Consider the following 23,144-nt stretch of genomic DNA (forward strand, 5'->3'; position numbering starts at 1 on the left):
TTTTTTGCAAAAATATTAAACCTTTACCCTACTTTGGATTAGGAAAGTAGATGAAAGGAGAGCTCAATGTACTTAATGAACCAAAATGGTTGGATTGAAGTGATTTGCGGGAGTATGTTTTCTGGAAAATCAGAAGAGCTCATCCGCCGTATACGCCGTACGCAATTTGCGAAACAAAATGCGATTGTATTTAAACCATGTATTGATAATCGTTATAGTGAAGAAGATGTTGTATCACATAATGGATTAAAGGTTAAAGCAGTTCCTGTTTCAGCTTCAAAGGATATATTTAACCATGTAACAGAAGAAATGGATGTTATTGCAATCGATGAGGTACAATTTTTTGATGGGGACATTGTGGAAGTGGTGCAAGTATTGGCAAATCGTGGCTATCGTGTCATTGTAGCTGGATTAGACCAAGATTTCCGTGGTCTACCATTTGGACAAGTTCCTCAGCTGATGGCGATTGCTGAACATGTAACTAAATTGCAGGCAGTTTGTTCTGCATGTGGATCTCCTGCAAGTCGTACGCAACGTTTAATCAATGGAGAACCAGCGGCATTTGATGATCCAATTATTTTAGTTGGGGCTTCAGAATCGTATGAACCACGTTGTCGTCATTGTCATGCAGTACCTACAAAACAAAGATAAATGAAACTCGCTATGTAGAGCGGGTTTTTTTCGAAAATAGATGAAGATTGGTGGCCAGCTCTTTGCACAGCTAAGAACTTTAGGCAGTCAGAGCCGAGCAAGCCGCTTGCGCTTTTAAATATAATTTGCGTTTTTTTGATTAAGTACCATATACTATTTGTATTAGATACTAGGATGTAGAGGTGAATGGTGTGTTAGATCGTTTGCAAGCTGTAGAAGATCGTTATGAGAAGTTAAATGAATTGTTAAGTGACCCAGAGGTTATTAGCGATACAAATAAGCTTCGTGAGTATTCAAAGGAACAATCTGATATGCAGGAAACGGTAGAGGTGTACCGTGAGTATAAAGATGTTCGTGAGCAATTACGAGATGCAAAAGCAATGTTAGAAGATAAGTTAGACGCTGATATGCGTGAAATGGTTAAGGAAGAAGTCTCTGAATTAGAAGGACAAGAGAAAACATTATCAGAACGTCTGAAAATTTTACTTGTTCCAAAAGACCCTAATGATGATAAAAACGTTATCGTTGAGGTTCGTGGTGCTGCTGGTGGTGACGAGGCAGCTTTATTTGCTGGTGATTTATATCGTATGTATAGCCGTTATGCTGAGGTGCAAGGTTGGAAAACTGAAATTATCGAAGCGAGCTATACAGAGTTAGGTGGATATAAAGAGATTATCTTTATGATTAACGGTAAAGGTGCTTTCGCGAAGCTGAAATTCGAGAATGGTGCTCACCGTGTACAACGTGTTCCTGAAACGGAATCTGGTGGACGTATTCATACATCTACAGCAACTGTAGCTGTATTACCAGAGGCAGAAGAAGTAGAAATTAATATTCATGAAAAAGATGTTCGTGTTGATACATTTGCTTCTAGTGGTCCTGGTGGACAGAGTGTTAATACAACGATGTCAGCGGTACGTTTAACACATTTACCGACTGGTGTAGTTGTATCTTGTCAGGATGAGAAATCACAGATCAAGAATAAAGAAAAAGCAATGAAAGTATTACGTGCACGTGTTTATGATAAATTCAGACAAGAAGCGCAAGCTGAGTACGATCAAAACCGTAAACAAGCTGTTGGTACGGGAGACCGTTCAGAGCGTATCCGTACGTATAACTTCCCGCAAAACCGTGTTACTGACCATCGAATCGGCTTAACGATTCAAAAGCTAGATCAAATCCTACAAGGTAAGTTAGATGATTTCATCAATGCCTTAGTGATGGAAGATCAGGCGCAAAAGATGGAGGCAGCTGAGTAATGCGTGTCTATGAAGCCCTGAAATGGGCTTCTTCTTTTTTACAAGAAAATGGACGAGATGAGAATGCGGGAGAAATTGTCCTTTGTCATGTATTAAAGACGAACAGAACAGGAATGCTCATGAATATGCGTGAAGAAATAACTGCGGAACAAGAGAAAAGTTTTGCAGAATTTATCCACAAGCATGTAGATGGTACTCCAATCCAATATATGCTCGGGTATGAAATGTTTTATGGCCGATCGTTCTTTGTAAATGAAGAGGTATTAATACCAAGGCCAGAAACGGAAGAGCTTATAGTGGGAGTCCTAGAGAGAATTGAGCGCCATTTCGGTAATGAGAAACTTCATGTAGCGGATATTGGTACAGGTAGTGGAGCGATTTCTATTACACTCGCTTTAGAAAATAAAAATCTTCACGTGTATACGGTAGATATTGCGCAAGAATCGATTGAAGTTGCAAAAGAAAATGCACAGGCTTTAGGAGCGGAAGTAACTTTCTATCACGGTGATTTACTGTCTCCGTTTTATGAAACTGGTCAGAAGTTAGATGTCGTTGTTTCAAATCCTCCGTATATACCGGAGGAAGATTGGCGTGGTCTTTCTACTGTTGTGAAAGAGCATGAGCCGAAAAGGGCGCTTGTTGGCGGTGAAGATGGACTAGATTTCTATCGTCGTTTTATGGAGGAATTGCCGAACGTATTAAAGAAAAAGGCGATTGTGGCGTTTGAAATTGGTGTAGGGCAAGGTGAAGATGTAAAGGCATTATTACAGCAAACTTTCCCGCACGCTCACGTTGAAGTTGTCTTTGATATTAATGGAAAAGATCGCATGGTATTTGCAGAGATGGAGTAAGGTTAAAACCTTACTCTATTTTTTTTGAAAAAATTTATATAGATTTTGAATTTAATAGTTTAGAAAGAAGTAACTCTGTCCACACTGTTTCTAGAGGGGACGGTGGAGGAAATGAAAAAACAAGCTATTGCTTATTTTCTTTTATTATTAATTGGTGCACAGTTACTTGTGCAGTTTGGATATATGAAAGCTGATGCAAAAGGGCCTGCTGTTATTCCGAAAGAGGCCGTTCGATTACGTATTTTAGCTAATAGTGATTCTGATAAAGATCAGGCATTAAAACGTAAAGTGCGTGATGAAGTGAAAGCGCAAATTGATGGATGGGTAGCGGATTTAACGTCATTTGAAGAAGCTCGAAAAGTAATTCAAAATCATATTCCTGAAATTGAAAAGACAGTAGCGAATACGCTGAAAAGAGAAGGGAGTAAAGAGAATTTCCAAGTGAAATTCGGTAAGAATGTGAAGTTTCCTACAAAGGTATATGGGAATTTTATTTACCCAGCGGGAGAATATGAAGCGGTACTTATTACAATTGGAAAAGGTGAAGGTGCAAACTGGTGGTGTGTATTATTTCCACCGATGTGTTTCTTAGATTTTTCGAGTGGTACAGCTGTAAGGAAAGAAGAGCATGTTGTGAAAGCTGAATCTCCTGAAGAAGAGCAGGTGAAACAATCAGATGAGGAAGTAGTGGATGTACCGGAGAAGAAAGAGGATAAGGTGAAAGAAACGAAAGTAGTAAAGCCGGAAAAAGCTGAAAAAGTAACAGCACCTGAGAAGAAAGTAGTGAAAAATGAAACGCAAGTAGAAGAACAGCCTGTAAAAAAAGTAGAAACAAAAACTGTGGAAAAAGTGGAGAAACCTGTGGAGAAAAAACAAGAAAAGCAAAATGAGTATGTAAAAGTAGAAGAGGAAGAAGAAAAACCAGAGGTTAAATTATTTATCGTCGAAGCTTTTACATCTTTATTCTCTAAGTAGTACTATTAGTAAATCCCTTCTCATATATAAAAAATGAGGAGGGATTTACTATGAAGAACGTGTATTTTGCTACGAAAGCAGATGTAGAAAGATTGCATTCTTTTTTCGGACAAGCTAATAAAAAAGATGATAAAATAAATGAGTTGTACGCACAATTTATGATTTTGGAAGAGGCGGGAGAAATACGAGCTGTAATTGGATATGAACAAAGTGAAGAAGATGCACTTATTCGTTCTTGTTTATTCACACCTAATGTGGATAAGCAGACTTTCTTATATTTTTTTGAAATGTTTTTGCAGTATATGAAAGAAAAAAATATTCGACAATTGTACTTACTCACAAACCATCCACAATCTGTGACAATCTTTCAGTTTTTTAACTTTGTCATTATAGAGAAAGAGAAAGTCCCAGAGGGAATTCGACAGTTAGAACACTTTTGTAAAAATATAAAAGAGCCAAATGCAATAATACTAAATTGTCAGCTATTCACAAAGTTATCCACGGACAAACAAGGTTTATCCACATTTTGTGGATAAACCTTGTTTGTCTTTTGGATAAATCTCATAGTAAACTAAAAATAGACAAGTATTTCATGGTAGAAAAGGACGTGGGAAAAAATGCATACAAATATGTGGGTTGTGGATAATGTTGTGGAAAGAAAAAAATATTATCCACAATTAAAAGAAGCAGCGAGATTATTAAGAGAAAATGAAGCGGTGGCATTCCCGACAGAAACGGTATATGGGTTAGGAGCAAACGCAATGGACGATGAAGCGATAGCGAAAATTTTTGCGGCGAAAGGGAGACCGAGTGATAATCCACTGATTGTCCACATAGGAACAAAATCTCAGTTAGATGGTATTGTAAGAGAAATTCCACCTGTTGCAGAAAAGTTAATGGAGCATTTTTGGCCAGGACCATTAACAATCATTTTACCGAGAAAAGAAGGGATTTCAGAGCGGGTTACGGCGGGACTTAATACGGTCGGAGTAAGGATGCCAGATCATCCAGTAGCGCTCGCTCTTATTGAAGAAGCAAACGTGCCTGTTGCAGCACCGAGTGCGAATCGTTCTGGACGCCCAAGTCCAACATTAGCTTCTCATGTGTATGAAGATTTAAACGGGAAAATTGCTGGTATCGTTGATGGTGGGGCGACAGGAGTAGGCGTTGAATCAACTGTAATTGATTGTACGAGCGAAGTTCCGACGATTCTACGTCCTGGTGGGATTACGAAGGAACAATTGGAAGCAGTAATAGGAAATGTTTCTTTAGATCCAGCTTTAAAGGATGAGAAAGAAAAACCGAAATCGCCTGGAATGAAATATACACATTATGCACCGAAAGCGCCACTTAGTATTGTTGAAGGATCCCGTGAGTTTATTCAGTGTATTGTGGATGAGAAAAAGAAAGAAGGGTTTAAAGTAGGTGTATTAACGACCGAAGAGTATCAACATGTATATAGTGCTGATGTTGTATTATCTTGTGGTATGAGAAGTGATTTAGCTAGCGTTGCGACTAAATTATATGATGTGCTTAGAACATTTGATGCAAGTGAAGTAGATGTTATCTTTAGTGAATCATTCCCGAATGAAGGAATAGGAAATGCAATTATGAATCGTTTAACAAAAGCGGCGGGACATCATATTATCACTGAATGATAATGTACCTTTAGCAAACAGAATATTTCTCCTCGGATAAGCATATTGTGAAGTAGCACGTCCGAGGGGGGACATGAATGACACTTGAACAGCTAATACCTTTAATAATTATGGCATTCGCCCTAGGGATGGATGCATTTTCAGTGAGCCTCGGTATGGGGATGGTAACATTAAAGTTAAGACAAATCCTTTATATCGGTATGACGATTGGGATATTTCATATTATTATGCCGTTTATCGGAATGGTACTAGGACGTTTTCTATCAGAGAAGTATGGGGATGTCGCGAATTTTGCAGGAGCTATTTTATTAATTGGGCTAGGGTTCTATATTGTATATTCGTCTATTTTAGAAGGTGAAGAGACTAGAACTGCTCCAATTGGAATTAGTTTATTTGTATTTGCATTCGGTGTCAGTATAGATAGTTTTTCAGTAGGTCTTAGTCTTGGAATTTATGGGGCGCAGACGATTATTACGATATTACTGTTTGGATTTGTAAGCATGTTATTAGCATGGATTGGCTTATTAATTGGTAGACATGCGAAAGCTATGCTTGGTACATATGGTGAAATAGTAGGTGGTATCATTCTGGTTGGATTTGGATTATATATCCTTTTTTCCTATATAATTTTATGTAGGAGGGAATTATGAACAAGTTATTGGGATGGTATGTTAAGTTTTTAACCTTCTTTCCTCGATGGCTAAGAAGACTTATAATTTGGGGTATTATTTTGCAAATTTCGATGTTAGGTTGGATTAAATTAATTCGTGAATGGTAAGATGATTCCTTTCTGTGCATAGTTTTGTTTGTACTATATTGATCGCACTAAAAAATCGCAAATATAGAAAGGATGAGATGAATGACGAGATTGAAGCAAGTTTTTGGTATTATTATTAGTTTTTTTGTTTTTTGGTTTAGTATGCTCGGTGTACAAATGTTTGCTGAGTTTTTAGATATTGAGTCATTGAAGTTTGTTGCAGGAAAGACGGAAGCGGCGCGTGCTTTTTATTCTCCGTATCCGTTTTTAATTGTTTTTCTTATTACATTGCTTTCCCTATACTTCTTAGTAATTAAGCTTGGGAAACCGAAAAAAGAGAAATTACCTGCATTAGAGGAGAAGAACGAAGAATTACAGTGAAAAAATCCCCCGCTAAAAAGCGGGGGATTTTATATTTGGGTGATGGAAGTGAACGAGTCGCTTCTGCTTCAGGTGATATCGAGTTCCAGTGGCTAGAATGGTCGGTGGCTTCGCGTCTTCCTACGAGGCAAAAAGCGCCTCTACGTCAGAAACTCCATCCCCTCCCATTCTGGGCGAGCCGCTTCCACTTTTAAACAGGCCTCACCAATTCAAATTGTTCTCCTAGTTTTGCGTAGTTGTGTCCTGCTAGGCGGCTTATTGGTTTTAGTCCTTCTGCATGAATGCGGCCATTTTCGTATAGGTGTTCTGCGACGTGGAAACGAACGACGCGTCCGATTAGTAGATCGCAAGCTGGTGAGTCTTCTGTTCCACCAAGAGGAATTGCGCGTTCTAGTACGCATTCCATTCGAATATTTGCTTCTTTCACACCTGGAACGGAGATGACATCACTTTCAATTGGCGTTAGTTTCGCTAGTTCAATTTCACTCTCATTTGGCGGGAGGTTAGCTGCTGTTTCGTTAATTGCTTCTACGTAAGATTCATCAGAAATATGTACGACAAATTCGCCCTTTTCGATTGCGTTTCGAGAAGTATCTTTCGGTGTTCCTGCTTTTCGTTGTACAGAAACTGAGATAAGTGGTGGATTAGCAGCGACAATATTGAAATAACTATATGGTGCGCCGTTTAATACGCCGTCTTTTGTTACAGAAGTAACGAAAGCGACAGGGCGTGGAATGATACTTCCTGTAAGTAATTTGTAATTATCTTTTTCAGTTTGCTCGTTTGGATTAATGGATAACATGCTTGTAATCCCCTTTCTAAATATGAATACTTACTGTTTGTTTACAAGATATCAGTTGGAAACTCCTGCTGGAAAAATATTTTTTTAGCTTTTTTGTGAATGAGACAAAAAAGAATGTATACGTTGATAAGAATTAGTATTGCTATTTTGATGCAACAAAATATGTTTGTCATTCATATGCCAAATCAGGATTTAACTTATAAATGACAAACGATTACAGAATGAAGATAAAGTGGAAGCTTAATCTGTGGAGCTAATTAAGAGAATGGTGGCAAAAAAAGTGTAGGGCGTGATTCTTTAATTTCATTTTCGGCATTTTTTTTAGCAGTTTGTCCTACTTGCCTTGTATTTTGTCCGCCTTTTTTAGCAATTTGCCCACCTTGATTGGCATTTGTTCCTGCATTTCCACTAATCTGTCCATTTCTATCCGCTGTTATTGTAAATCCAGCTTTCCCACCCTGGTTTGCAAGGTTATTATTATTGTTGTTGTAAATATTGACGTGGATGTGGATTTCAATTGGAAGATCATCTTTGCTGAGTTTAAAGGAGGAGGTTGTTTCTGTTTTTTCTGTGTTATTGTTGTTTTGTTTTTGAGAACGCCGGTTCGCCATAACAATGATCTCTCCTATCTGTCGTTGTGCTCAGCTTAAATATCATTTTCAGTTGCTGCTGAATCATTTTCATCAGTGTCTTGCTCGCTGTCGGCAACACCAGCCTCAAATTCGCTTTTCTTGATTATGTTCTCACTGTCTTCTCTAGCAACTTGTCCCATTTGATTTGCATTCTGTCCGCCTTTTTTAGCGATTTGTCCACCTTGACTTACGTTTGTTCCACCTTTTCCACTAATTTGTCCACCACCAGACGCTGTTAATTCAAGACCTGCTTGTCCACCTTGATTTGCAAGGTTATTATTGTTTTTATTTTTATTTTTGTTTTTAGCTTTCGCCTTCACTTTACTCTCATTTTCATTTTCGTTAGTTGGATCCATATCCTCTTCTAAATTTTTTATATCATGCTTTTTCATAAGGATTTTCCCTCCTATTATATTTAATACTAGTAGCATATGTTTGATTTCTAAATGTGATTGGGGGGTGATCCTATAGAGTAGTAGAAAGATTATATGCCCTCTATGATGGAGTGTTTACGGATCTTGTAAATGATTATTGTTAGAAAATTATTCAATAGAATGGAACTTGAAAATCTATTAAAAGGGAAAAGGGAGTTAATAATTTATTGTTAAGTCCATAAAAATAAAATACCCCAAGTTTTTACTTGGGGTATGAATACTTTTATGAACTTGTATATTAAAAACTCGTTAAGTTAATTGTAAGTTCAATCATTATTTAAAGTAAAACGTAAGCACCAGGCCCGATTAACGCTACACCAACAGCAACGGCGATTAAAATTAAATTATATTCAAATCCGTCTTGTGTTACCCAGTAACCATTTTTTCCGTGAACAGTGAAGATTGCCATTAACATTGTTCCGACGATAAATAATGAACCAATTACAGTGAAAATACCTGATGCAAATAAGAAACCACCAAGTAATTCAGTCGCGCCAGCCATAAATGCCATAAATACACCAGGACGTAGGCCGATTGACTCCATCCAACCACCAGTTCCTTTTAAGCCGTAACCACCGAACCAACCAAATAATTTTTGAGCACCATGACCCATGAATGTAATTCCTATAATAAGACGAATAATAAGAAGACCGATATCCATCATTCTAAAAACCTCCTAAAAGTTATTAACTTACCTTATGTAAGTAATAATAAAATAGTTACTTACTTTAGTCAAGCGGATTTAGAAAAAAGTTTTAAATAAATTTTACAAATTAACAACAAAAAGCAAAATGTAGTAAAGACCTCTAGACAAGTTGGGTAAAAAAAGAGAAAATATAAGTAGAAGTTAACTTCTTATTGTTATTCAGACAATCAGAATTGACTGGAATTTTGTGAGGCGCTACAATAAGAGTCTATTAGTAATGACATAATTTATTTCGAAAGCGTTTTTACAGTATAACATTCGAAGTATGAAGTCTTACGTGTATTTCGATCTTGAATAGAGATTGCCCTATAAACTTTTAGGTAAATTATAAGGAGGACTATCCTATGTTTAAAAAATTATTCGGTTTTGGTTCAAAAACAAATGAAGAAACAATCGTAGCTCCATTAACTGGAGCAGTGAAAAATATTGAAGAAGTACCAGATCCAGTATTCGCTGGTCGTATGATGGGTGAAGGTGTTGCAATCGATCCTACTGAAGGTGTAGTTGTATCTCCAGTTGATGGTGAAATCGTACAATTATTCCACACGAAACATGCTATTGGAATTAAAGCGAAAAACGGTACAGAAATTTTAATCCACGTTGGATTAGAAACTGTAAAAATGGAAGGTGAAGGTTTCGAAGCTCACGTTTCTGAAGGACAAGCTGTAAAAGCTGGAGATAAATTAATCTCATTCGACTTAGAATTAATTCGTGAAAAAGCGAAAAGCACAATTACTCCAATCGTTATTACAAACACAGATGCAGCTGAGTCTATTAAGACAACTGTAGGTGTAACAGCTACAAAAGGTTCAACAGAAGTAATGAAAGTTACAATGAAATAATTATTGTATAAGAGGAATCTGTTTCGTATGAAATGGATTCCTTATTTTGTTTTGTAGTGTGTTCATCATGTATGGTAAAATACCTTGGGCACTTGGAAATAGGGTTTCACATATATGTGGATAAGGCGCATTTTTCTTAGAAAAAATATAAGAGAAATGCGCCTTTCGTATATTCACATTTCTTTTGTTCTATTCTAATGTACGCTATGATAAATGGTAGAAAACAGAAAAAAGGGGTGGGTTTAGATGAAACGAGTGTTATTTGTTTGCACTGGAAATACATGCCGTAGTCCGATGGCTGAGGCTTTGCTTCGTCATTACGGAGAAGGTAAATTTGAAGTGCAATCTGCTGGTGTTTTCGCCTATCCTGGAAGCGATGCGTCGGTACATGCAAAAGAAGCTTTAGCTGAAAAAGGAATTGCAATCGATCATGCCGCGCAGCAGGTAAATGAAACTTTGGTTGATTGGGCGGATATTGTAGTAACAATGACGGAAAACCATAAGCAAATTGTACTTGGGCATTATCCGAGTGTTGAAAAGAAATTGGATACATTATATGGATTAACTGAGGGTATAAGTAAGGATATTTCAGATCCATTTGGCGGATCGCTTTCTATTTATAAAGAAACGCTAGAAGAGATGGAAAAACTTGTACAAACTTTCCTGAAAAAACATTCAGAAGGTTGATGTTTCGTGTATAATACGATATTGGAGATCACTTCGTTCCATTAAGGGAGCGAGTGCGAAATGAAGATAATTGATTGAAACTTTGGAGGGGTAAAAATGAAAGTAGTAGTAGCATCTGATCACGGCGGTATGAATATCCGTAAAGAACTTGTAAGTTTATTAGAAGAATTAAATATTGAATATATTGATTTAGGTTGTGAATGTGAAGCTGGTTCTGTTGATTACCCTGATTTTGCGTTTCCAGCAGCAGAAATGGTCGCAAATGGTGAAGTAGATCGTGGTATTTTAGTTTGCGGGACAGGCATCGGCATGTCAATCGCGGCAAACAAAGTAAACGGTATTCGTTGTGCGTTAGTTCATGATACTTTTAGTGCGAAAGCGACGAGAGAGCATAATGACACTAACATGCTAGCAATGGGCGAGCGTGTAATTGGGGCTGGTCTAGCGCGTGATATCGCAAAAATTTGGTTAACAACTGACTATGAAGGTGGCCGTCACGAAAACCGCGTAGGAAAAATTAAAACGTACGAAACAAAGTAATAGATTCTAACTATAAGTAGTATGAAATATAATTTGGTGAACCAACCTGTGAAAGGAAGAGGCGTAATGACAGAAATCGTAAAGGTAAGAGAACAGCTACAAATATCGCTTTCTGATTTCCAAGAACAAGCCACGCTGCAAAGTGGTCAAATTTTTGTAGTGGGGTGTAGCACGAGCGAAGTGCTAGGTGAAAGAATTGGAACATCAGGAACGATGGAAGTGGCAGAGGCGATTTTTTCTGAATTAAAGCAATTTCAAGAGGGAACAGGTATTGAATTGGCGTTTCAATGTTGTGAGCATTTAAATCGTGCTTTAGTAGTTGAGAGAGATGTAGCGATGAAATATCAGTTTGAAATTGTAACAGTTACGCCTGTTAGATCAGCAGGTGGTGCATTAGCGACGTATGCGTATCACAATTTTAAAGATCCGGTAGTAATTGAGTTTATTAAAGCAGATGCAGGAATGGATATCGGCGATACATTTATCGGTATGCATTTAAAACATGTAGCTGTTCCGGTTCGTACAAGTGTGAAGGAAATAGGAAGTGCGCATGTAACGATGGCGAAAACACGTGGAAAACTAATAGGTGGAGCACGTGCTGTTTATGCGGCAAATGAAGAAGCTATTCCTTGCCGTTAAACGTGAAAAATTATAAAGTCGCATAATAGCTTTATATCGAAAGATAAAAGGTATGTAGTCTGACTTTATAATAGAAGAAAGAAAAGACCGATTTCGGTCTTTTTTTTCTTTTATGATATAGAAAGTCATGTTAGAATGTAGTTGAAAACATGAAGGTTCGAAAGAATTACAACCTGAATTTTCGTTTTTTCTGAATAAATGAGAAAAAACTATTGGGAATCGATGTAATTCGTTCAGAAAAGGGGGATTTTGGTGGATCATTTAAAACGTCAAGATGAAAAGGTATTTGCTGCAATTGAGGCAGAACTAGGAAGACAGCGTTCAAAGATTGAGTTAATTGCTTCGGAAAACTTCGTAAGTGAAGCAGTAATGGAGGCGCAAGGTTCTGTTTTAACGAATAAGTATGCTGAAGGATATCCTGGAAAACGTTACTATGGTGGCTGTGAGCACGTAGACGTAGTGGAAGATATCGCACGTGATCGCGCGAAAGAAATTTTTGGTGCAGAGCATGTAAATGTTCAACCACATTCTGGTGCACAAGCGAACATGGCAGTATACTTCACAATTTTAGAGCAAGGCGATACAGTACTTGGTATGAATTTATCTCATGGTGGTCACTTAACACACGGAAGCCCTGTTAACTTCAGTGGAGTACAATATAATTTCGTAGAATATGGCGTGGATGCTGAATCTCACCGTATTAATTACGATGATGTATTAGCAAAAGCGAAAGAACATAAACCAAAATTAATCGTTGCAGGTGCAAGTGCATATCCTCGTGTTATCGATTTCAAACGATTCCGTGAGATTGCAGATGAAGTGGGTGCATACTTTATGGTTGATATGGCACATATCGCTGGTTTAGTAGCTGCTGGTTTACATCCAAACCCAGTACCACATGCACATTTCGTTACAACGACAACACATAAAACATTACGTGGTCCACGTGGTGGTATGATTTTATGTGAAGAGCAATTTGCAAAACAAATTGATAAATCAATCTTCCCTGGTATCCAAGGTGGTCCACTTATGCACGTAATTGCTGCAAAAGCTGTTGCGTTTGGTGAGACACTACAAGATGAGTTTAAAACATATGCACAAAATATCATTAATAATGCGAACCGCTTAGCTGAAGGTCTTCAAAAAGAAGGACTTACACTTGTTTCTGGTGGAACAGACAATCACTTAATCTTGATTGATGTTCGTAGCTTAGAAATCACAGGTAAAGTAGCAGAGCACGTATTAGATGAAGTTGGTATTACAGTGAACAAAAATACAATTCCATTTGAAACAGCAAGCCCATTTGTAACAAGCGGCGTGCGTATCGGTACGGCAGCTGTAACATCTCGTGGTTTCGGCTTAGAAGAAATGGATGAAATTGCAGCACTTATTGCTTATACATTAAAAAATCATGAGAATGAAGTTGCATTAGAAGAAGCGCGTAAACGTGTAGAAGCGTTAACGAGCAAATTCCCAATGTATACAAATCTATAATAGATTGAAAAAGACTGCTGAAACGTAATTGTTTTAGTAGTCTTTTTTTGGGACATATATTGTTTTTAAAGTATGTATACAAATGATGAATAAATTTTGGCGATATAATGAAGGATACACCTCCCATAATTGGTAAAGATACTAGATAGATTCATCACAAAATCATGATTTTGCCAAATTTGCCCTTGAATATTAGTAGCGTTTTCTTTACAATCGTAAATAGTGTAAAAAAGCGTGTAAACGCATGAATATCATCTAAAGGAGAGATTCACATGGGAAAACTGTATGTATTTGATCACCCGTTAATTCAACATAAGATTACATATATTCGCGATAAGAATACAGGTACGAAAGATTTTCGTGAATTAGTGGACGAAGTAGCAAGCTTAATGGCTTTCGAAATTACTCGCGACCTTCCACTTAAAGACATTGAAATTGAAACGCCTGTAAGCAAAGCGACAACAAAAGTGATCGCTGGTAAAAAACTTGGTTTAATTCCGATTTTACGTGCAGGTTTAGGAATGGTTGATGGAATTCTGAAATTAATTCCAGCAGCAAAAGTAGGACACGTTGGTTTATACCGTGATCCTAAAACATTGCAACCGGTAGAATACTATGTGAAACTTCCAACGGATGTAGAAGAGCGTGACTTTATCGTACTAGATCCAATGCTAGCAACAGGTGGTTCTGCAGCTGAAGCAATTAATTCTCTGAAAAAGCGCGGTGCAAAGCAAATTAAATTAATGTGTATCGTAGCTGCTCCAGAAGGAGTAAAAGTAGTACAAGAAGAGCATCCTGATGTTGATATTTATGTAGCAGCATTAGATGAGAAGCTAAATGACCATGGTTATGTAGTTCCAGGTCTTGGTGATGCTGGTGACCGTTTATTCGGAACGAAGTAAGACAACAGACGAGAGGGGAGTCCCCACTCGTCTTTTTTTTCGCCCTGAGAGTGCGGGGGAGGGGGAGATAAATATACAGGGTCTATACAACATAAGTTGCATACACATCACATATAATATAGAAGTCTTACGTCTTGGGAACACTATATTATGGAAGGAAAGCGCTATATCTTAAAAATATAATAGTGACAAACTTGTGAACATTTTCTTCTATTATAAAGAGAAAACTGTTAGAAATTGCATATCTCTAACCAGTATTTAGAAGGGGAACGTTTTCATTTTTGGGAGGAAATGACTAATACTCAAATTTTTTGATTTTTTACGATTTCTCGTTGACACTGTTAATACCCTATTGTATGCTAACAACGGGGATAGATGGTAGGGCTTTCAGTGACAAAAATGCATCTATTCCGTGACGAAAATGTAAACTTTTTATTTTGTATAGAATTTATGCAGAAAAATGAGTTATTATTAACACATCGTGAATGAGGGTTACATATTGGAGGGATGAATCCTTGCAAAAAAACGATCGCAGCCATATAAAAGCATATGCTTTAATGTCAGGAATTCTTGCTCAGTTAGTCGGTTCTATTCTTATTGGAATCTTTGGTGGGCAATGGATTGATAATAAGGTTGGAACGTTTCCATTGTTTCTTATTATAGGGTTATTACTCGGTTTAGGAACAGGGATATACGCAATGATTCGACTCATTCGACATTACTATTCGGGAGAGCAATGATGATAGACGTACATGGACTTGTCCAAAGACAAAAGAAATATATGTACTACTTGCTTGCGCTTCTAGTGCTAGGATGGGGATTTACCTCTTACAAGGATGTATTTCTTGGACTGATTATCGGAACGATTTTCAGTTTTCTTAGTTTGCGCATCATTGCACGTAGAACAGACAAGCTATTAGATCGCGTAACAAATGGAGAAAACGTGAAGTTTAAGGCGACAGCGGTAAGTACATATTCAAGATTTGCCACGATTGGGTTATTAATTTTATTTGCAGCCAAATATCAAGAGCTAATTGCGATGTGGGGCCTAGGTGTAGGATTGCTGACAGGATACCTTGTCATGATCATAGATTTTCTTTATTTAGAGTATAAGAGCAGGGAAGAGAGGTGAATTACTAGTGGAACACGGTAAATTAGTTGAATTTCTAGGTTTAACGTTCGATTTGTCATCAGTTATGATGGTTACTGTAGCAGCAGTTATTGTTTTCTTAATCGCTGTTATCGGAACTCGCAGTTTAGCCCTTCGCCCAACCGGGATGCAAAACTTCATGGAATGGGTGTTTGACTTCGTGAAAGGGATTATCAATAGTACGATGGACTGGAAAACAGGTGGACGTTTCTTAACGCTTGGCGTTACGCTTATCATGTTTATCATCGTATCGAACTTCCTTGGTTTACCATTCATGTATTCAACAGTTGAGGCTGGCGAACATATTGCATGGTGGAGATCACCAACGTCTGATCCAGCAGTTACATTAACATTAGCCGTGATGGTAGTTACCCTCACCCATTATTATGGAATTAAGATGAAGGGTACGAAAGAATATGTTAAAGGTTATTTCCAACCAATGAAATTCTTATTCCCATTAAAGGTTATTGAGGAGTTTGCTAACACATTAACGTTAGGTCTTCGTTTATTCGGTAACATTTATGCAGGTGAGATCTTATTAGGATTACTTGCTAAGTTAGGCGGGGCATCATTCCTTGGAGCATTAGGTGCGCTTGTACCAATGTTAGCATGGATGGGATTCAGCGTATTCGTTGGATCGATCCAGTCATTTATTTTCGTTATGTTAACGATGGTTTATATGGCTCATAAAGTAAGCCATGACCATTAATATAATTTAAGTAAGAAAAAATTTATTTTTTTATAATACAAAGGAGGACAAATTAAATGAGTTTAGGTGTAATCGCAGCTGCAATTGCAATTGGTTTATCAGCATTAGGTGCAGGTATTGGTAACGGTCTTATCGTATCACGTACAATCGAAGGTGTTGCTCGTCAACCAGAATTAAAAGGCGCACTTCAAACAATTATGTTCATCGGGGTTGCTTTAGTTGAGGCACTTCCAATCATCGGTGTAGTTATTGCTTTCATCGTAATGAACAAATAAGGGAGACTCCCCTTACATAGATGGCGAAGAGTGTTTTTTGAACTTTCTTCGCCATTGCTTTATGAACGAAACGTATGTCTTTTTTTTTCATATGATCAATTTAGATATTTTGAAGGGAGTGAATCCTTGTGCCAACTTTATTATTAGGGGCTGCCATTCCATTTGGAACGATTGCTTATACATTGTTCATTTTCTTACTTCTATTAGTAATGCTACGCAAATTTGCGTGGGGTCCTTTAATGGGAATTATGAAAGAACGTGAAGAGCATGTTACTAGTGAAATCGACGCTGCAGAAAGAAGTAACGCTGAAGCGAAGAAATTAGTAGAAGAACAACGTGAAATGTTAAAACAATCGCGTGTTGAAGCACAAGAGTTAATCGAAAGAGCGAAAAAACAAGCTGTAGATCAAAAAGATGTTATTGTTGCTGCTGCGAAAGAAGAAGCAGAATCAATTAAAGCATCTGCTGTACAAGAAATTCAACGCGAAAAAGAGCAAGCGATTGCTGCTTTACAAGAACAAGTCGCTTCTTTATCTGTTCAAATTGCTTCTAAAGTAATTGAAAAAGAGTTAAAAGAAGAAGATCAAGTGAAGTTAATTCGCGATTATATTAAAGAAGTAGGAGAAGCGCGATGAGCAATGGGATTGTAGCAAAACGTTATGCTGTCGCTCTTTTTAAAATTGCAAAAGAAAAACACGTATTAGAAATGTTTGAAGAGGAATTACGCCTTGTACAAAACGTTTATGTAAAGAACGGAGAACTACATAGCTTTTTAACGCAACCGAACATTTCAAAAGAGCAGAAGAAAACGTTTCTTGCAAACGTATTCGGATCTGTTTCTGAATCTATTTTAAATACGTTATATATTTTAATTGATAACAAGCGTATTGAAATCTTACCTGAAATTGCAGATGAATATGTTGTTCTTGCTAATGAAGAACGTAACGTAGCGGATGCAACTGTATATTCTACTCGTCTTCTATCAGAAGAAGAGAAGCTTAACGTTGCTGAAGCATTTGCAAAGAGAACGGGAAAAGACGCAATTCGCGTGAAAAATGTTGTAGATGAAGATTTACTAGGCGGTATTAAAGTACGTATTGGAAATCGCATTTACGATGGAAGTTTACAAGGAAAATTAGCACGTATTCAACGTGAATTAATGAAGAATAGATAGGGGTGAAGCACATGAGCATCAGAGCTGAAGAAATTAGCGCACTGATAAAGCAACAAATCGAGAACTATCAGTCTGAAATCGAAGTTAGTGATGTTGGTACAGTTATCCAAGTTGGTGACGGTATCGCGCGTGCTCATGGTCTTGATAACGTTATGGCTGGTGAACTTGTAGAGTTCTCTAACGGCGTTATGGGGCTAGCACAAAACTTAGAAGAAAACAACGTAGGTATCATTATTTTAGGACCTTACACAGAAATCCGTGAAGGTGACGAAGTTCGTCGTACTGGTCGCATCATGCAAGTACCAGTAGGGAAAGAACTAATCGGTCGTGTTGTAAACCCATTAGGTCAACCAGTTGATGGTTTAGGCCCAATCAATACAACAAACACTCGTCCAATCGAAAGTCCAGCACCAGGTGTAATGGATCGTAAATCTGTTCATGAGCCACTTCAAACAGGTATTAAAGCGATCGATGCTCTTGTACCAATTGGCCGTGGTCAACGTGAGTTAATCATCGGTGACCGTCAAACAGGTAAAACAGCAGTTGCACTTGATACAATCATTAACCAAAAAGATGAAGATATGATTTGTATCTATGTAGCTATCGGACAAAAAGAATCAACTGTACGTAACGTAGTAGAAACACTACGTAAGCACGGTGCATTAGATTACACAATCGTTGTAACTGCATCAGCTTCTCAACCAGCTCCATTATTATACCTAGCTGCTTACGCTGGTGTAACAATGGGTGAAGAGTTCATGTACAATGGTAAACACGTATTAGTAGTATATGATGACTTATCAAAACAAGCAGCGGCTTACCGTGAGCTTTCATTACTATTACGTCGTCCTCCAGGTCGTGAAGCTTATCCAGGGGATGTATTCTACTTACATTCTCGCTTATTAGAGCGTGCAGCAAAATTAAGTGATGCAAGAGGCGGCGGTTCTTTAACTGCACTACCTTTCATCGAAACACAAGCAGGGGACGTATCAGCTTACATCCCAACAAACGTAATTTCTATTACGGACGGACAGATCTTCTTACAATCTGACTTATTCTTCTCTGGCGTACGTCCAGCGATCGATGCGGGTACTTCAGTATCTCGTGTTGGTGGATCTGCTCAGATTAAAGCGATGAGTAAAGTATCAGGTACACTTCGTCTTGACCTTGCATCTTACCGTGAGTTAGAAGCGTTCGCTCAGTTCGGTTCTGACCTTGATAAAGCAACACAAGCGAAATTAAACCGTGGTGCTCGTACAGTTGAGGTATTAAAACAAGGATTACACAAACCGTTACGTGTAGAGAAACAAGTTATCATTCTTTACGCTTTAACACGTGGATTCCTAGATGATATCCCAGTAGTAGATATCACTCGTTTCGAAGAAGAATTCCATGCTTGGTTAGATTCTAATGCTACTGACTTATTAGAAGAAATCCGCACAACTAAGAAACTTGCGGATGACGACAAATTTGCAGCAGCAATTAACGGATTTAAAAAAGTATTCGTAGCTTCTGAATAATAAATAAAAGTGAAGCCGATTGTGGCTTAGCTAGATCATATAAAAGGCATCTCAAGATTTGAGATTGCTGACGGTTATGTAAAGGAAAAGAGTAGGTGCACCTATTCTTTTCCTTCAATCATGAGCAAGAATATCTTGCAACGTAGATTAGGAAGAGGATTCTTACTAATCGTGCCAACTTCTGGAAAAAAGGTGGTGAAAACCTGTGGCATCTTTACGCGATATAAAAGCGAAGATTACCTCGACAAAGAAAACGAGCCAAATTACGAAAGCGATGGAGATGGTATCTGCATCTAAGTTAAACCGTGCAGAGCAAAATGCTAAATCTTTCGTTCCGTATATGGAAAAGATTCAAGAAGTAGTAGCGAACATTGCGCAAGGAAGTAAAGGGATTAATCACCCAATGCTAAATGCGCGTCCTGTAAAGCGTACAGGATACATCGTTATTACATCTGATCGCGGACTAGCAGGTGGTTATAACAGTAACGTATTACGTACAGTAAGTAACGTAATTCGTGAACGTCATAATATGGATTCAAACCAATATTCAATTATTGTGCTTGGACGACTAGGACGTGATTATTTAAAACGTCGCGGCTTTAACATCATTGATGAAGTAGTTGGATTATCTGACCACCCATCATTTACTGATATTAAAGATCTTGCTTCTCGAGCAATTGCGATGTTTGCAGATGGTGCTTATGATGAGCTGTATATTTACTACAACCATTACGTAAGTAAAATTTCACAAGAAGTAACGGAAAATAAAATTTTACCGCTTACTGATGTGGCGTCTGACAAACCGACGACAGCTTATGAATTCGAACCTTCTGAAGAAGAAATTTTAAAAGTATTATTGCCACAATACGCAGAAAGCTTAGTGTACGGTGCATTACTAGACGGTAAAGCAAGTGAACACGCAGCGCGTATGACAGCAATGAAGAGTGCTACAGACAACGCAATGGAAGTTATCGATTCACTTACACTTTCATTCAACCGTGCGCGTCAAGCAGCGATTACGCAAGAGATTACGGAAATCGTTGGTGGAGCAGCAGCGTTAGAATAGTATTAAAAAGCGTAGGCGGTTCGTTCAGAATGAGAGGGGGATGGAGCTTTTGACGTAGAGGCGATTTGTGCCTCGCAGGAAAAAGCGAAGCCACCGAACATTCTAACCGCCGGAGCTAGATTCAATAAAAGGTGGAAGCGGCTCTGTCAAAAGAGTCGCATAAGCTATAAACTAATAAAAAATTAAAAGCCGACTTCTCTTAGAAAGTTGGCTAATTAAAAGAAAGCTAGGAGGGAACCCGATGAATAAAGGGCGCGTTACGCAAATCATGGGTCCGGTTGTAGACGTTAAGTTTGATGGCGGAAAGCTACCAGAAATCTACAACGCCCTTACGGTAAAACAAAGCAACGAAAACGGAGCAAGCATTAACTTAACATTTGAAGTTGCACTTCATTTAGGTGATGACACAGTTCGTACAGTTGCAATGTCTTCCACAGATGGACTTGTTCGTGGCACAGAAGTAGAAGATACTGGTAAAGCAATCTCTGTACCAGTTGGTGATGCAACACTTGGTCGTGTATTTAACGTATTAGGTGATGCAATTGACTTAGATGGTGAACTTCCTGCGGATGTACACCGTGATCCAATTCACCGTCAAGCACCTGCATTCGAAGAATTATCTACTAAAGTAGAAATTCTTGAAACTGGTATTAAAGTAGTAGACTTACTTGCTCCTTACATTAAGGGTGGTAAGATCGGTCTATTCGGTGGTGCCGGTGTAGGTAAAACAGTATTAATTCAGGAATTAATCAATAACATCGCACAAGAGCATGGTGGTATCTCTGTATTCGCTGGTGTAGGTGAGCGTACTCGTGAGGGTAATGACTTATACCATGAAATGAGCGATTCTGGCGTAATCAAGAAAACTGCGATGGTATTCGGACAAATGAATGAGCCACCTGGAGCACGTCAACGTGTTGCATTAACAGGTTTAACAATGGCTGAGCATTTCCGTGATGAGCAAGGACAAGACGTACTATTGTTCATCGATAACATCTTCCGTTTCACGCAAGCAGGTTCTGAAGTATCTGCCCTTCTTGGTCGTATGCCATCTGCGGTAGGTTACCAACCAACACTTGCAACAGAAATGGGTCAATTACAAGAGCGTATTACATCTACAAATAAAGGATCTATCACGTCTATCCAAGCGGTATATGTACCAGCCGATGACTATACGGATCCAGCACCAGCTACAACGTTCGCTCACTTAGATGCAACAACAAACTTAGAGCGTCGTTTAACACAAATGGGTATTTACCCAGCCGTAGATCCATTAGCATCTACATCTCGTGCACTTTCTCCAGAAATCGTAGGAGAAGAGCATTATGAAGTAGCTCGTCAAGTACAGCAAACTTTACAGCGTTATAAAGAGCTTCAAGATATCATCGCTATCTTAGGTATGGATGAGTTATCTGAAGAAGATAAGTTAGTTGTACATCGTGCTCGTCGTATTCAATTCTTCTTATCTCAAAACTTCCACGTAGCTGAGCAGTTTACAGGTCAAAAAGGTTCTTATGTACCTGTAAAAAATACAGTTAGTGGCTTCAAAGAAATTCTAGAAGGAAAATATGATGACCTTCCAGAAGATGCATTCCGCTTAGTAGGTAGCATTGAAGAAGTTATTGAAAACGCGAAGAAAATGATGGCGTAAGGCCTTAGGAGGGACGAATTATGAAGACATTTCCAGTCAGTATTGTAACTCCTGATGGACCGGTTTACGAAAAAGAAGTAGAAATGGTAAGCGTAAAAGCAGAGAGTGGGGAAATGGGGATCTTACCAGGTCACATTCCAACTGTTGCACCATTAAAAATTAGTGCGGTTCGTCTGAAAAATGGTGGGCACACTGATTATGTAGCAGTAAGCGGTGGCTTTATCGAAGTTCGTCCAGATAAAGTAACTATATTATCATCATCTGCTGAAGAAGCAAACCATATCGATATCCATCGTGCAAATGAATCGAAACGTCGCGCTGAGCAACGTATGCAAGATAAACAAGCACATGTTGACTTTAGACGTGCAGAAATGGCCTTGCAGCGTGCTGTGAACCGTTTAAACGTTTCCGATATGAAATAAAAATCCGTGAGGGCTTCGCCTTCACGGATTTTTTTGTTGTTTATGAATAAATTAACAAAAATGGTATAATTATGTCATTGCTTGTGTAAGTAGAGAATATAGAGCGATTTATATTTTATAAAGGAGATGAACAAATGATCGGTGAAATGAAACAAGAAGCATTACATTCCTTGAAGGGGAAATGGGGCTTAGGTGTTGGATCGACGATTTTATATCATATTATAAGTTACGTCGTTTCAATGGCTGTAATGCTTATACTATTAATTCCAGGAGTTATAATATTTCTTTTAGTGACTATTTCAACTGGTTCAATTGAAGAAGGAGCGATGTCAATTGGAGCTAGTATTACGTTTGGGATTTTTTATTGCCTTATGATAATTTTAGGTTCTGCAGCTTATGGTATTACTTCATACGGTTATACGAATGTGTTTCTACAAATAAGTAAACGAGAAGATGCTAGAGTAGATTATTTATTTGAAGGATTTCGTGGTTTTAAAAGAATGATGAAAACAATGTGGGCTATGCTTGCACTTTTGTTATATACAGGTACGTGGGTTCCGATGCTTGGAATGATTGTATTTGGGATATTAGGCTTTTTTGATGAGAATGCCAACCCATCTTTCATAATCGCTTTCTTTGTTTTACTAGCTATTTCGATCATTGTAATCGCTGTTCTGTATTTTTCATATTTGATGACGTATTATGTGATGGTTGAAAAACCAGAATACAGTGTTTCGCAGGCGATGAAAGAAAGTAAGAACCTTATGAAGGGACATAAACTAGATTTATTTCTTTTATGGCTTAGCTTCATAGGATGGGCTATCTTAGCGATTTTTACTCTTGGAATAGGATTTCTTTGGCTTAGTCCATATGTAGGTACAACGACAGCGCATTTTTATCGCTATATTGCAAAAGGTGAATTGCAGTAGGAACATGCTATACTAATAGAATTGTTACGTATAGGAGG

Annotated in this window: 31 protein-coding genes; 27 read left to right on the plus strand and 4 right to left on the minus strand. The window is 38.1% G+C overall.

The window, feature by feature from the left end; all coding sequences use genetic code 11:
* Nucleotides 1-66: 66 nt before the first annotated feature.
* The 9 genes from CDB3_RS23900 to CDB3_RS23935 all read left to right on the plus strand — a co-directional run bounded on the left by CDB3_RS23900 (nucleotide 67) and on the right by CDB3_RS23935 (nucleotide 6,532).
* Nucleotides 67-651: a thymidine kinase gene (locus CDB3_RS23900; RefSeq protein WP_128856197.1), complete on the plus strand. Its 585-nt coding sequence runs from the start codon at nucleotides 67-69 to the stop codon at nucleotides 649-651.
* 191 nt (nucleotides 652-842) lie between these two features.
* On the plus strand, nucleotides 843-1,910 hold the full coding sequence (gene prfA / locus CDB3_RS23905) for a peptide chain release factor 1 (protein ID WP_128856224.1): 1,068 nt from the start codon (nucleotides 843-845) through the stop codon (nucleotides 1,908-1,910).
* Nucleotides 1,910-2,761 carry a peptide chain release factor N(5)-glutamine methyltransferase gene (gene prmC, locus CDB3_RS23910; RefSeq protein WP_128856198.1) on the plus strand — a complete coding sequence of 284 codons (852 nt, stop codon included), beginning with the start codon at nucleotides 1,910-1,912 and terminating at the stop codon, nucleotides 2,759-2,761. The genes prfA and prmC overlap by 1 nt, the downstream gene beginning before the upstream one ends.
* 111 nt (nucleotides 2,762-2,872) lie before the next feature.
* Entirely contained in the window at nucleotides 2,873-3,736 is an 864-nt protein-coding gene (gene spoIIR, locus CDB3_RS23915; protein ID WP_128856199.1) for a stage II sporulation protein R, read from the plus strand.
* Between the two features lie 50 nt (nucleotides 3,737-3,786).
* Nucleotides 3,787-4,272 (plus strand): GNAT family N-acetyltransferase, encoded by a 486-nt coding sequence (locus tag CDB3_RS23920; protein ID WP_128856200.1) that lies wholly within the window; start codon nucleotides 3,787-3,789, stop codon nucleotides 4,270-4,272.
* Between the two features lie 81 nt (nucleotides 4,273-4,353).
* Nucleotides 4,354-5,394: an L-threonylcarbamoyladenylate synthase gene (locus CDB3_RS23925; protein ID WP_097831469.1), complete on the plus strand. Its 1,041-nt coding sequence runs from the start codon at nucleotides 4,354-4,356 to the stop codon at nucleotides 5,392-5,394.
* A gap of 77 nt (nucleotides 5,395-5,471) precedes the next feature.
* On the plus strand, nucleotides 5,472-6,044 hold the full coding sequence (locus CDB3_RS23930) for a manganese efflux pump MntP (protein ID WP_128856201.1): 573 nt from the start codon (nucleotides 5,472-5,474) through the stop codon (nucleotides 6,042-6,044).
* Nucleotides 6,041-6,172, plus strand: a complete 132-nt coding sequence (locus CDB3_RS32585; RefSeq protein WP_002144729.1) for a hypothetical protein — start codon at nucleotides 6,041-6,043, stop codon at nucleotides 6,170-6,172. The genes CDB3_RS23930 and CDB3_RS32585 overlap by 4 nt, the downstream gene beginning before the upstream one ends.
* A gap of 81 nt (nucleotides 6,173-6,253) precedes the next feature.
* A complete protein-coding gene (locus tag CDB3_RS23935) occupies nucleotides 6,254-6,532 on the plus strand; it encodes a DUF3935 domain-containing protein (RefSeq protein WP_097831471.1) in 279 nt (92 codons plus the stop codon).
* A 190-nt stretch (nucleotides 6,533-6,722) separates the two neighbouring features.
* Here the strand turns inward: CDB3_RS23935 and CDB3_RS23940 are convergent, their stop codons facing one another.
* The 4 genes from CDB3_RS23940 to CDB3_RS23955 form a co-directional block, all read right to left on the minus strand.
* The gene (locus CDB3_RS23940) at nucleotides 6,723-7,334 is read right to left on the minus strand and encodes a flavin reductase family protein (RefSeq protein ID WP_128856202.1); all 612 of its coding nucleotides are present in this window, start codon (nucleotides 7,332-7,334) and stop codon (nucleotides 6,723-6,725) included.
* Nucleotides 7,335-7,591: 257 nt separating this feature from the next.
* On the minus strand, nucleotides 7,592-7,945 hold the full coding sequence (locus CDB3_RS23945; RefSeq protein ID WP_128856203.1) for a hypothetical protein: 354 nt from the start codon (nucleotides 7,943-7,945) through the stop codon (nucleotides 7,592-7,594).
* A gap of 35 nt (nucleotides 7,946-7,980) precedes the next feature.
* A complete protein-coding gene (locus tag CDB3_RS23950; protein ID WP_128856204.1) occupies nucleotides 7,981-8,358 on the minus strand; it encodes a hypothetical protein in 378 nt (125 codons plus the stop codon).
* Nucleotides 8,359-8,677: 319 nt separating this feature from the next.
* Nucleotides 8,678-9,064, minus strand: a complete 387-nt coding sequence (locus CDB3_RS23955) for a DoxX family protein (RefSeq protein ID WP_128856205.1) — start codon at nucleotides 9,062-9,064, stop codon at nucleotides 8,678-8,680.
* A 386-nt stretch (nucleotides 9,065-9,450) separates the two neighbouring features.
* Here CDB3_RS23955 and CDB3_RS23960 point away from each other — a divergent pair, with 386 nt between their 5' ends.
* The 18 genes from CDB3_RS23960 (at nucleotide 9,451) to CDB3_RS24045 (ending at nucleotide 23,106) form a co-directional block, all read left to right on the plus strand.
* A complete protein-coding gene (locus CDB3_RS23960) occupies nucleotides 9,451-9,948 on the plus strand; it encodes a PTS sugar transporter subunit IIA (protein ID WP_000473647.1) in 498 nt (165 codons plus the stop codon).
* Between the two features lie 246 nt (nucleotides 9,949-10,194).
* Nucleotides 10,195-10,635 (plus strand): low molecular weight protein arginine phosphatase, encoded by a 441-nt coding sequence (locus CDB3_RS23965; protein WP_097831473.1) that lies wholly within the window; start codon nucleotides 10,195-10,197, stop codon nucleotides 10,633-10,635.
* A 96-nt stretch (nucleotides 10,636-10,731) separates the two neighbouring features.
* Nucleotides 10,732-11,175 carry a ribose 5-phosphate isomerase B gene (gene rpiB, locus CDB3_RS23970; RefSeq protein WP_000869917.1) on the plus strand — a complete coding sequence of 148 codons (444 nt, stop codon included), beginning with the start codon at nucleotides 10,732-10,734 and terminating at the stop codon, nucleotides 11,173-11,175.
* 66 nt (nucleotides 11,176-11,241) lie between these two features.
* Entirely contained in the window at nucleotides 11,242-11,814 is a 573-nt protein-coding gene (locus CDB3_RS23975) for a TIGR01440 family protein (protein ID WP_128856206.1), read from the plus strand.
* Nucleotides 11,815-12,066: 252 nt separating this feature from the next.
* Entirely contained in the window at nucleotides 12,067-13,308 is a 1,242-nt protein-coding gene (gene glyA / locus CDB3_RS23980; protein WP_128856207.1) for a serine hydroxymethyltransferase, read from the plus strand.
* A gap of 272 nt (nucleotides 13,309-13,580) precedes the next feature.
* Nucleotides 13,581-14,210 carry a uracil phosphoribosyltransferase gene (gene upp / locus CDB3_RS23985; protein ID WP_000517539.1) on the plus strand — a complete coding sequence of 210 codons (630 nt, stop codon included), beginning with the start codon at nucleotides 13,581-13,583 and terminating at the stop codon, nucleotides 14,208-14,210.
* Nucleotides 14,211-14,585: 375 nt separating this feature from the next.
* Nucleotides 14,586-14,699 carry a DUF4024 domain-containing protein gene (locus tag CDB3_RS23990; RefSeq protein WP_000232963.1) on the plus strand — a complete coding sequence of 38 codons (114 nt, stop codon included), beginning with the start codon at nucleotides 14,586-14,588 and terminating at the stop codon, nucleotides 14,697-14,699.
* A 26-nt stretch (nucleotides 14,700-14,725) separates the two neighbouring features.
* Entirely contained in the window at nucleotides 14,726-14,950 is a 225-nt protein-coding gene (locus tag CDB3_RS23995) for an AtpZ/AtpI family protein (RefSeq protein WP_001171218.1), read from the plus strand.
* On the plus strand, nucleotides 14,950-15,342 hold the full coding sequence (locus CDB3_RS24000; protein WP_000567600.1) for an ATP synthase subunit I: 393 nt from the start codon (nucleotides 14,950-14,952) through the stop codon (nucleotides 15,340-15,342). The genes CDB3_RS23995 and CDB3_RS24000 overlap by 1 nt, the downstream gene beginning before the upstream one ends.
* Nucleotides 15,343-15,349: 7 nt before the next feature.
* Nucleotides 15,350-16,069, plus strand: a complete 720-nt coding sequence (atpB, locus tag CDB3_RS24005) for a F0F1 ATP synthase subunit A (protein ID WP_061680019.1) — start codon at nucleotides 15,350-15,352, stop codon at nucleotides 16,067-16,069.
* Between the two features lie 56 nt (nucleotides 16,070-16,125).
* Nucleotides 16,126-16,344: a F0F1 ATP synthase subunit C gene (gene atpE / locus CDB3_RS24010; protein ID WP_000052064.1), complete on the plus strand. Its 219-nt coding sequence runs from the start codon at nucleotides 16,126-16,128 to the stop codon at nucleotides 16,342-16,344.
* Between the two features lie 128 nt (nucleotides 16,345-16,472).
* Nucleotides 16,473-16,979 (plus strand): F0F1 ATP synthase subunit B, encoded by a 507-nt coding sequence (atpF, locus tag CDB3_RS24015; protein WP_001142619.1) that lies wholly within the window; start codon nucleotides 16,473-16,475, stop codon nucleotides 16,977-16,979.
* Nucleotides 16,976-17,518: a F0F1 ATP synthase subunit delta gene (gene atpH / locus CDB3_RS24020; RefSeq protein WP_000064687.1), complete on the plus strand. Its 543-nt coding sequence runs from the start codon at nucleotides 16,976-16,978 to the stop codon at nucleotides 17,516-17,518. The genes atpF and atpH overlap by 4 nt, the downstream gene beginning before the upstream one ends.
* Nucleotides 17,519-17,529: 11 nt before the next feature.
* Nucleotides 17,530-19,038, plus strand: a complete 1,509-nt coding sequence (atpA, locus tag CDB3_RS24025) for a F0F1 ATP synthase subunit alpha (protein ID WP_000027511.1) — start codon at nucleotides 17,530-17,532, stop codon at nucleotides 19,036-19,038.
* 205 nt (nucleotides 19,039-19,243) lie between these two features.
* Nucleotides 19,244-20,104, plus strand: coding sequence for a F0F1 ATP synthase subunit gamma (atpG, locus tag CDB3_RS24030; protein WP_128856208.1), 861 nt, complete (start codon nucleotides 19,244-19,246; stop codon nucleotides 20,102-20,104).
* A 241-nt stretch (nucleotides 20,105-20,345) separates the two neighbouring features.
* The gene (gene atpD / locus CDB3_RS24035) at nucleotides 20,346-21,755 is read left to right on the plus strand and encodes a F0F1 ATP synthase subunit beta (RefSeq protein ID WP_002123794.1); all 1,410 of its coding nucleotides are present in this window, start codon (nucleotides 20,346-20,348) and stop codon (nucleotides 21,753-21,755) included.
* A 20-nt stretch (nucleotides 21,756-21,775) separates the two neighbouring features.
* Nucleotides 21,776-22,177 (plus strand): F0F1 ATP synthase subunit epsilon, encoded by a 402-nt coding sequence (atpC, locus tag CDB3_RS24040; protein WP_002123795.1) that lies wholly within the window; start codon nucleotides 21,776-21,778, stop codon nucleotides 22,175-22,177.
* A 134-nt stretch (nucleotides 22,178-22,311) separates the two neighbouring features.
* Nucleotides 22,312-23,106 carry a DUF975 family protein gene (locus tag CDB3_RS24045; RefSeq protein WP_128856209.1) on the plus strand — a complete coding sequence of 265 codons (795 nt, stop codon included), beginning with the start codon at nucleotides 22,312-22,314 and terminating at the stop codon, nucleotides 23,104-23,106.
* Nucleotides 23,107-23,144 lie beyond the last annotated feature (38 nt).

The organism is Bacillus sp. CDB3 (assembly GCF_002081505.1).
In the GTDB taxonomy this organism is placed as follows: Bacteria; Bacillota; Bacilli; order Bacillales; family Bacillaceae_G; genus Bacillus_A; species Bacillus_A cereus_AT.

Bases quoted from the DNA above. Each gene is read 5' to 3' on its own strand.
- CDB3_RS23900 (WP_128856197.1), top strand. From the start codon at position 67: ATGTACTTAATGAACCAAAATGGTTGGATTGAAGTGATTTGCGGGAGT.
- prmC (WP_128856198.1), top strand. From the start codon at position 1,910: ATGCGTGTCTATGAAGCCCTGAAATGGGCTTCTTCTTTTTTACAAGAA.
- spoIIR (WP_128856199.1), top strand. From the start codon at position 2,873: ATGAAAAAACAAGCTATTGCTTATTTTCTTTTATTATTAATTGGTGCA.
- CDB3_RS23920 (WP_128856200.1), top strand. From the start codon at position 3,787: ATGAAGAACGTGTATTTTGCTACGAAAGCAGATGTAGAAAGATTGCAT.
- CDB3_RS23925 (WP_097831469.1), top strand. From the start codon at position 4,354: ATGCATACAAATATGTGGGTTGTGGATAATGTTGTGGAAAGAAAAAAA.
- CDB3_RS23930 (WP_128856201.1), top strand. From the start codon at position 5,472: ATGACACTTGAACAGCTAATACCTTTAATAATTATGGCATTCGCCCTA.
- CDB3_RS32585 (WP_002144729.1), top strand. From the start codon at position 6,041: ATGAACAAGTTATTGGGATGGTATGTTAAGTTTTTAACCTTCTTTCCT.
- CDB3_RS23935 (WP_097831471.1), top strand. From the start codon at position 6,254: ATGACGAGATTGAAGCAAGTTTTTGGTATTATTATTAGTTTTTTTGTT.
- CDB3_RS23940 (WP_128856202.1), bottom strand. From the start codon at position 7,334: ATGTTATCCATTAATCCAAACGAGCAAACTGAAAAAGATAATTACAAA.
- CDB3_RS23945 (WP_128856203.1), bottom strand. From the start codon at position 7,945: ATGGCGAACCGGCGTTCTCAAAAACAAAACAACAATAACACAGAAAAA.
- CDB3_RS23950 (WP_128856204.1), bottom strand. From the start codon at position 8,358: ATGAAAAAGCATGATATAAAAAATTTAGAAGAGGATATGGATCCAACT.
- CDB3_RS23955 (WP_128856205.1), bottom strand. From the start codon at position 9,064: ATGATGGATATCGGTCTTCTTATTATTCGTCTTATTATAGGAATTACA.
- CDB3_RS23960 (WP_000473647.1), top strand. From the start codon at position 9,451: ATGTTTAAAAAATTATTCGGTTTTGGTTCAAAAACAAATGAAGAAACA.
- CDB3_RS23965 (WP_097831473.1), top strand. From the start codon at position 10,195: ATGAAACGAGTGTTATTTGTTTGCACTGGAAATACATGCCGTAGTCCG.
- rpiB (WP_000869917.1), top strand. From the start codon at position 10,732: ATGAAAGTAGTAGTAGCATCTGATCACGGCGGTATGAATATCCGTAAA.
- CDB3_RS23975 (WP_128856206.1), top strand. From the start codon at position 11,242: ATGACAGAAATCGTAAAGGTAAGAGAACAGCTACAAATATCGCTTTCT.
- upp (WP_000517539.1), top strand. From the start codon at position 13,581: ATGGGAAAACTGTATGTATTTGATCACCCGTTAATTCAACATAAGATT.
- CDB3_RS23990 (WP_000232963.1), top strand. From the start codon at position 14,586: ATGGTAGGGCTTTCAGTGACAAAAATGCATCTATTCCGTGACGAAAAT.
- CDB3_RS24000 (WP_000567600.1), top strand. From the start codon at position 14,950: ATGATAGACGTACATGGACTTGTCCAAAGACAAAAGAAATATATGTAC.
- atpE (WP_000052064.1), top strand. From the start codon at position 16,126: ATGAGTTTAGGTGTAATCGCAGCTGCAATTGCAATTGGTTTATCAGCA.
- atpH (WP_000064687.1), top strand. From the start codon at position 16,976: ATGAGCAATGGGATTGTAGCAAAACGTTATGCTGTCGCTCTTTTTAAA.
- atpA (WP_000027511.1), top strand. From the start codon at position 17,530: ATGAGCATCAGAGCTGAAGAAATTAGCGCACTGATAAAGCAACAAATC.
- atpD (WP_002123794.1), top strand. From the start codon at position 20,346: ATGAATAAAGGGCGCGTTACGCAAATCATGGGTCCGGTTGTAGACGTT.
- atpC (WP_002123795.1), top strand. From the start codon at position 21,776: ATGAAGACATTTCCAGTCAGTATTGTAACTCCTGATGGACCGGTTTAC.
- CDB3_RS24045 (WP_128856209.1), top strand. From the start codon at position 22,312: ATGATCGGTGAAATGAAACAAGAAGCATTACATTCCTTGAAGGGGAAA.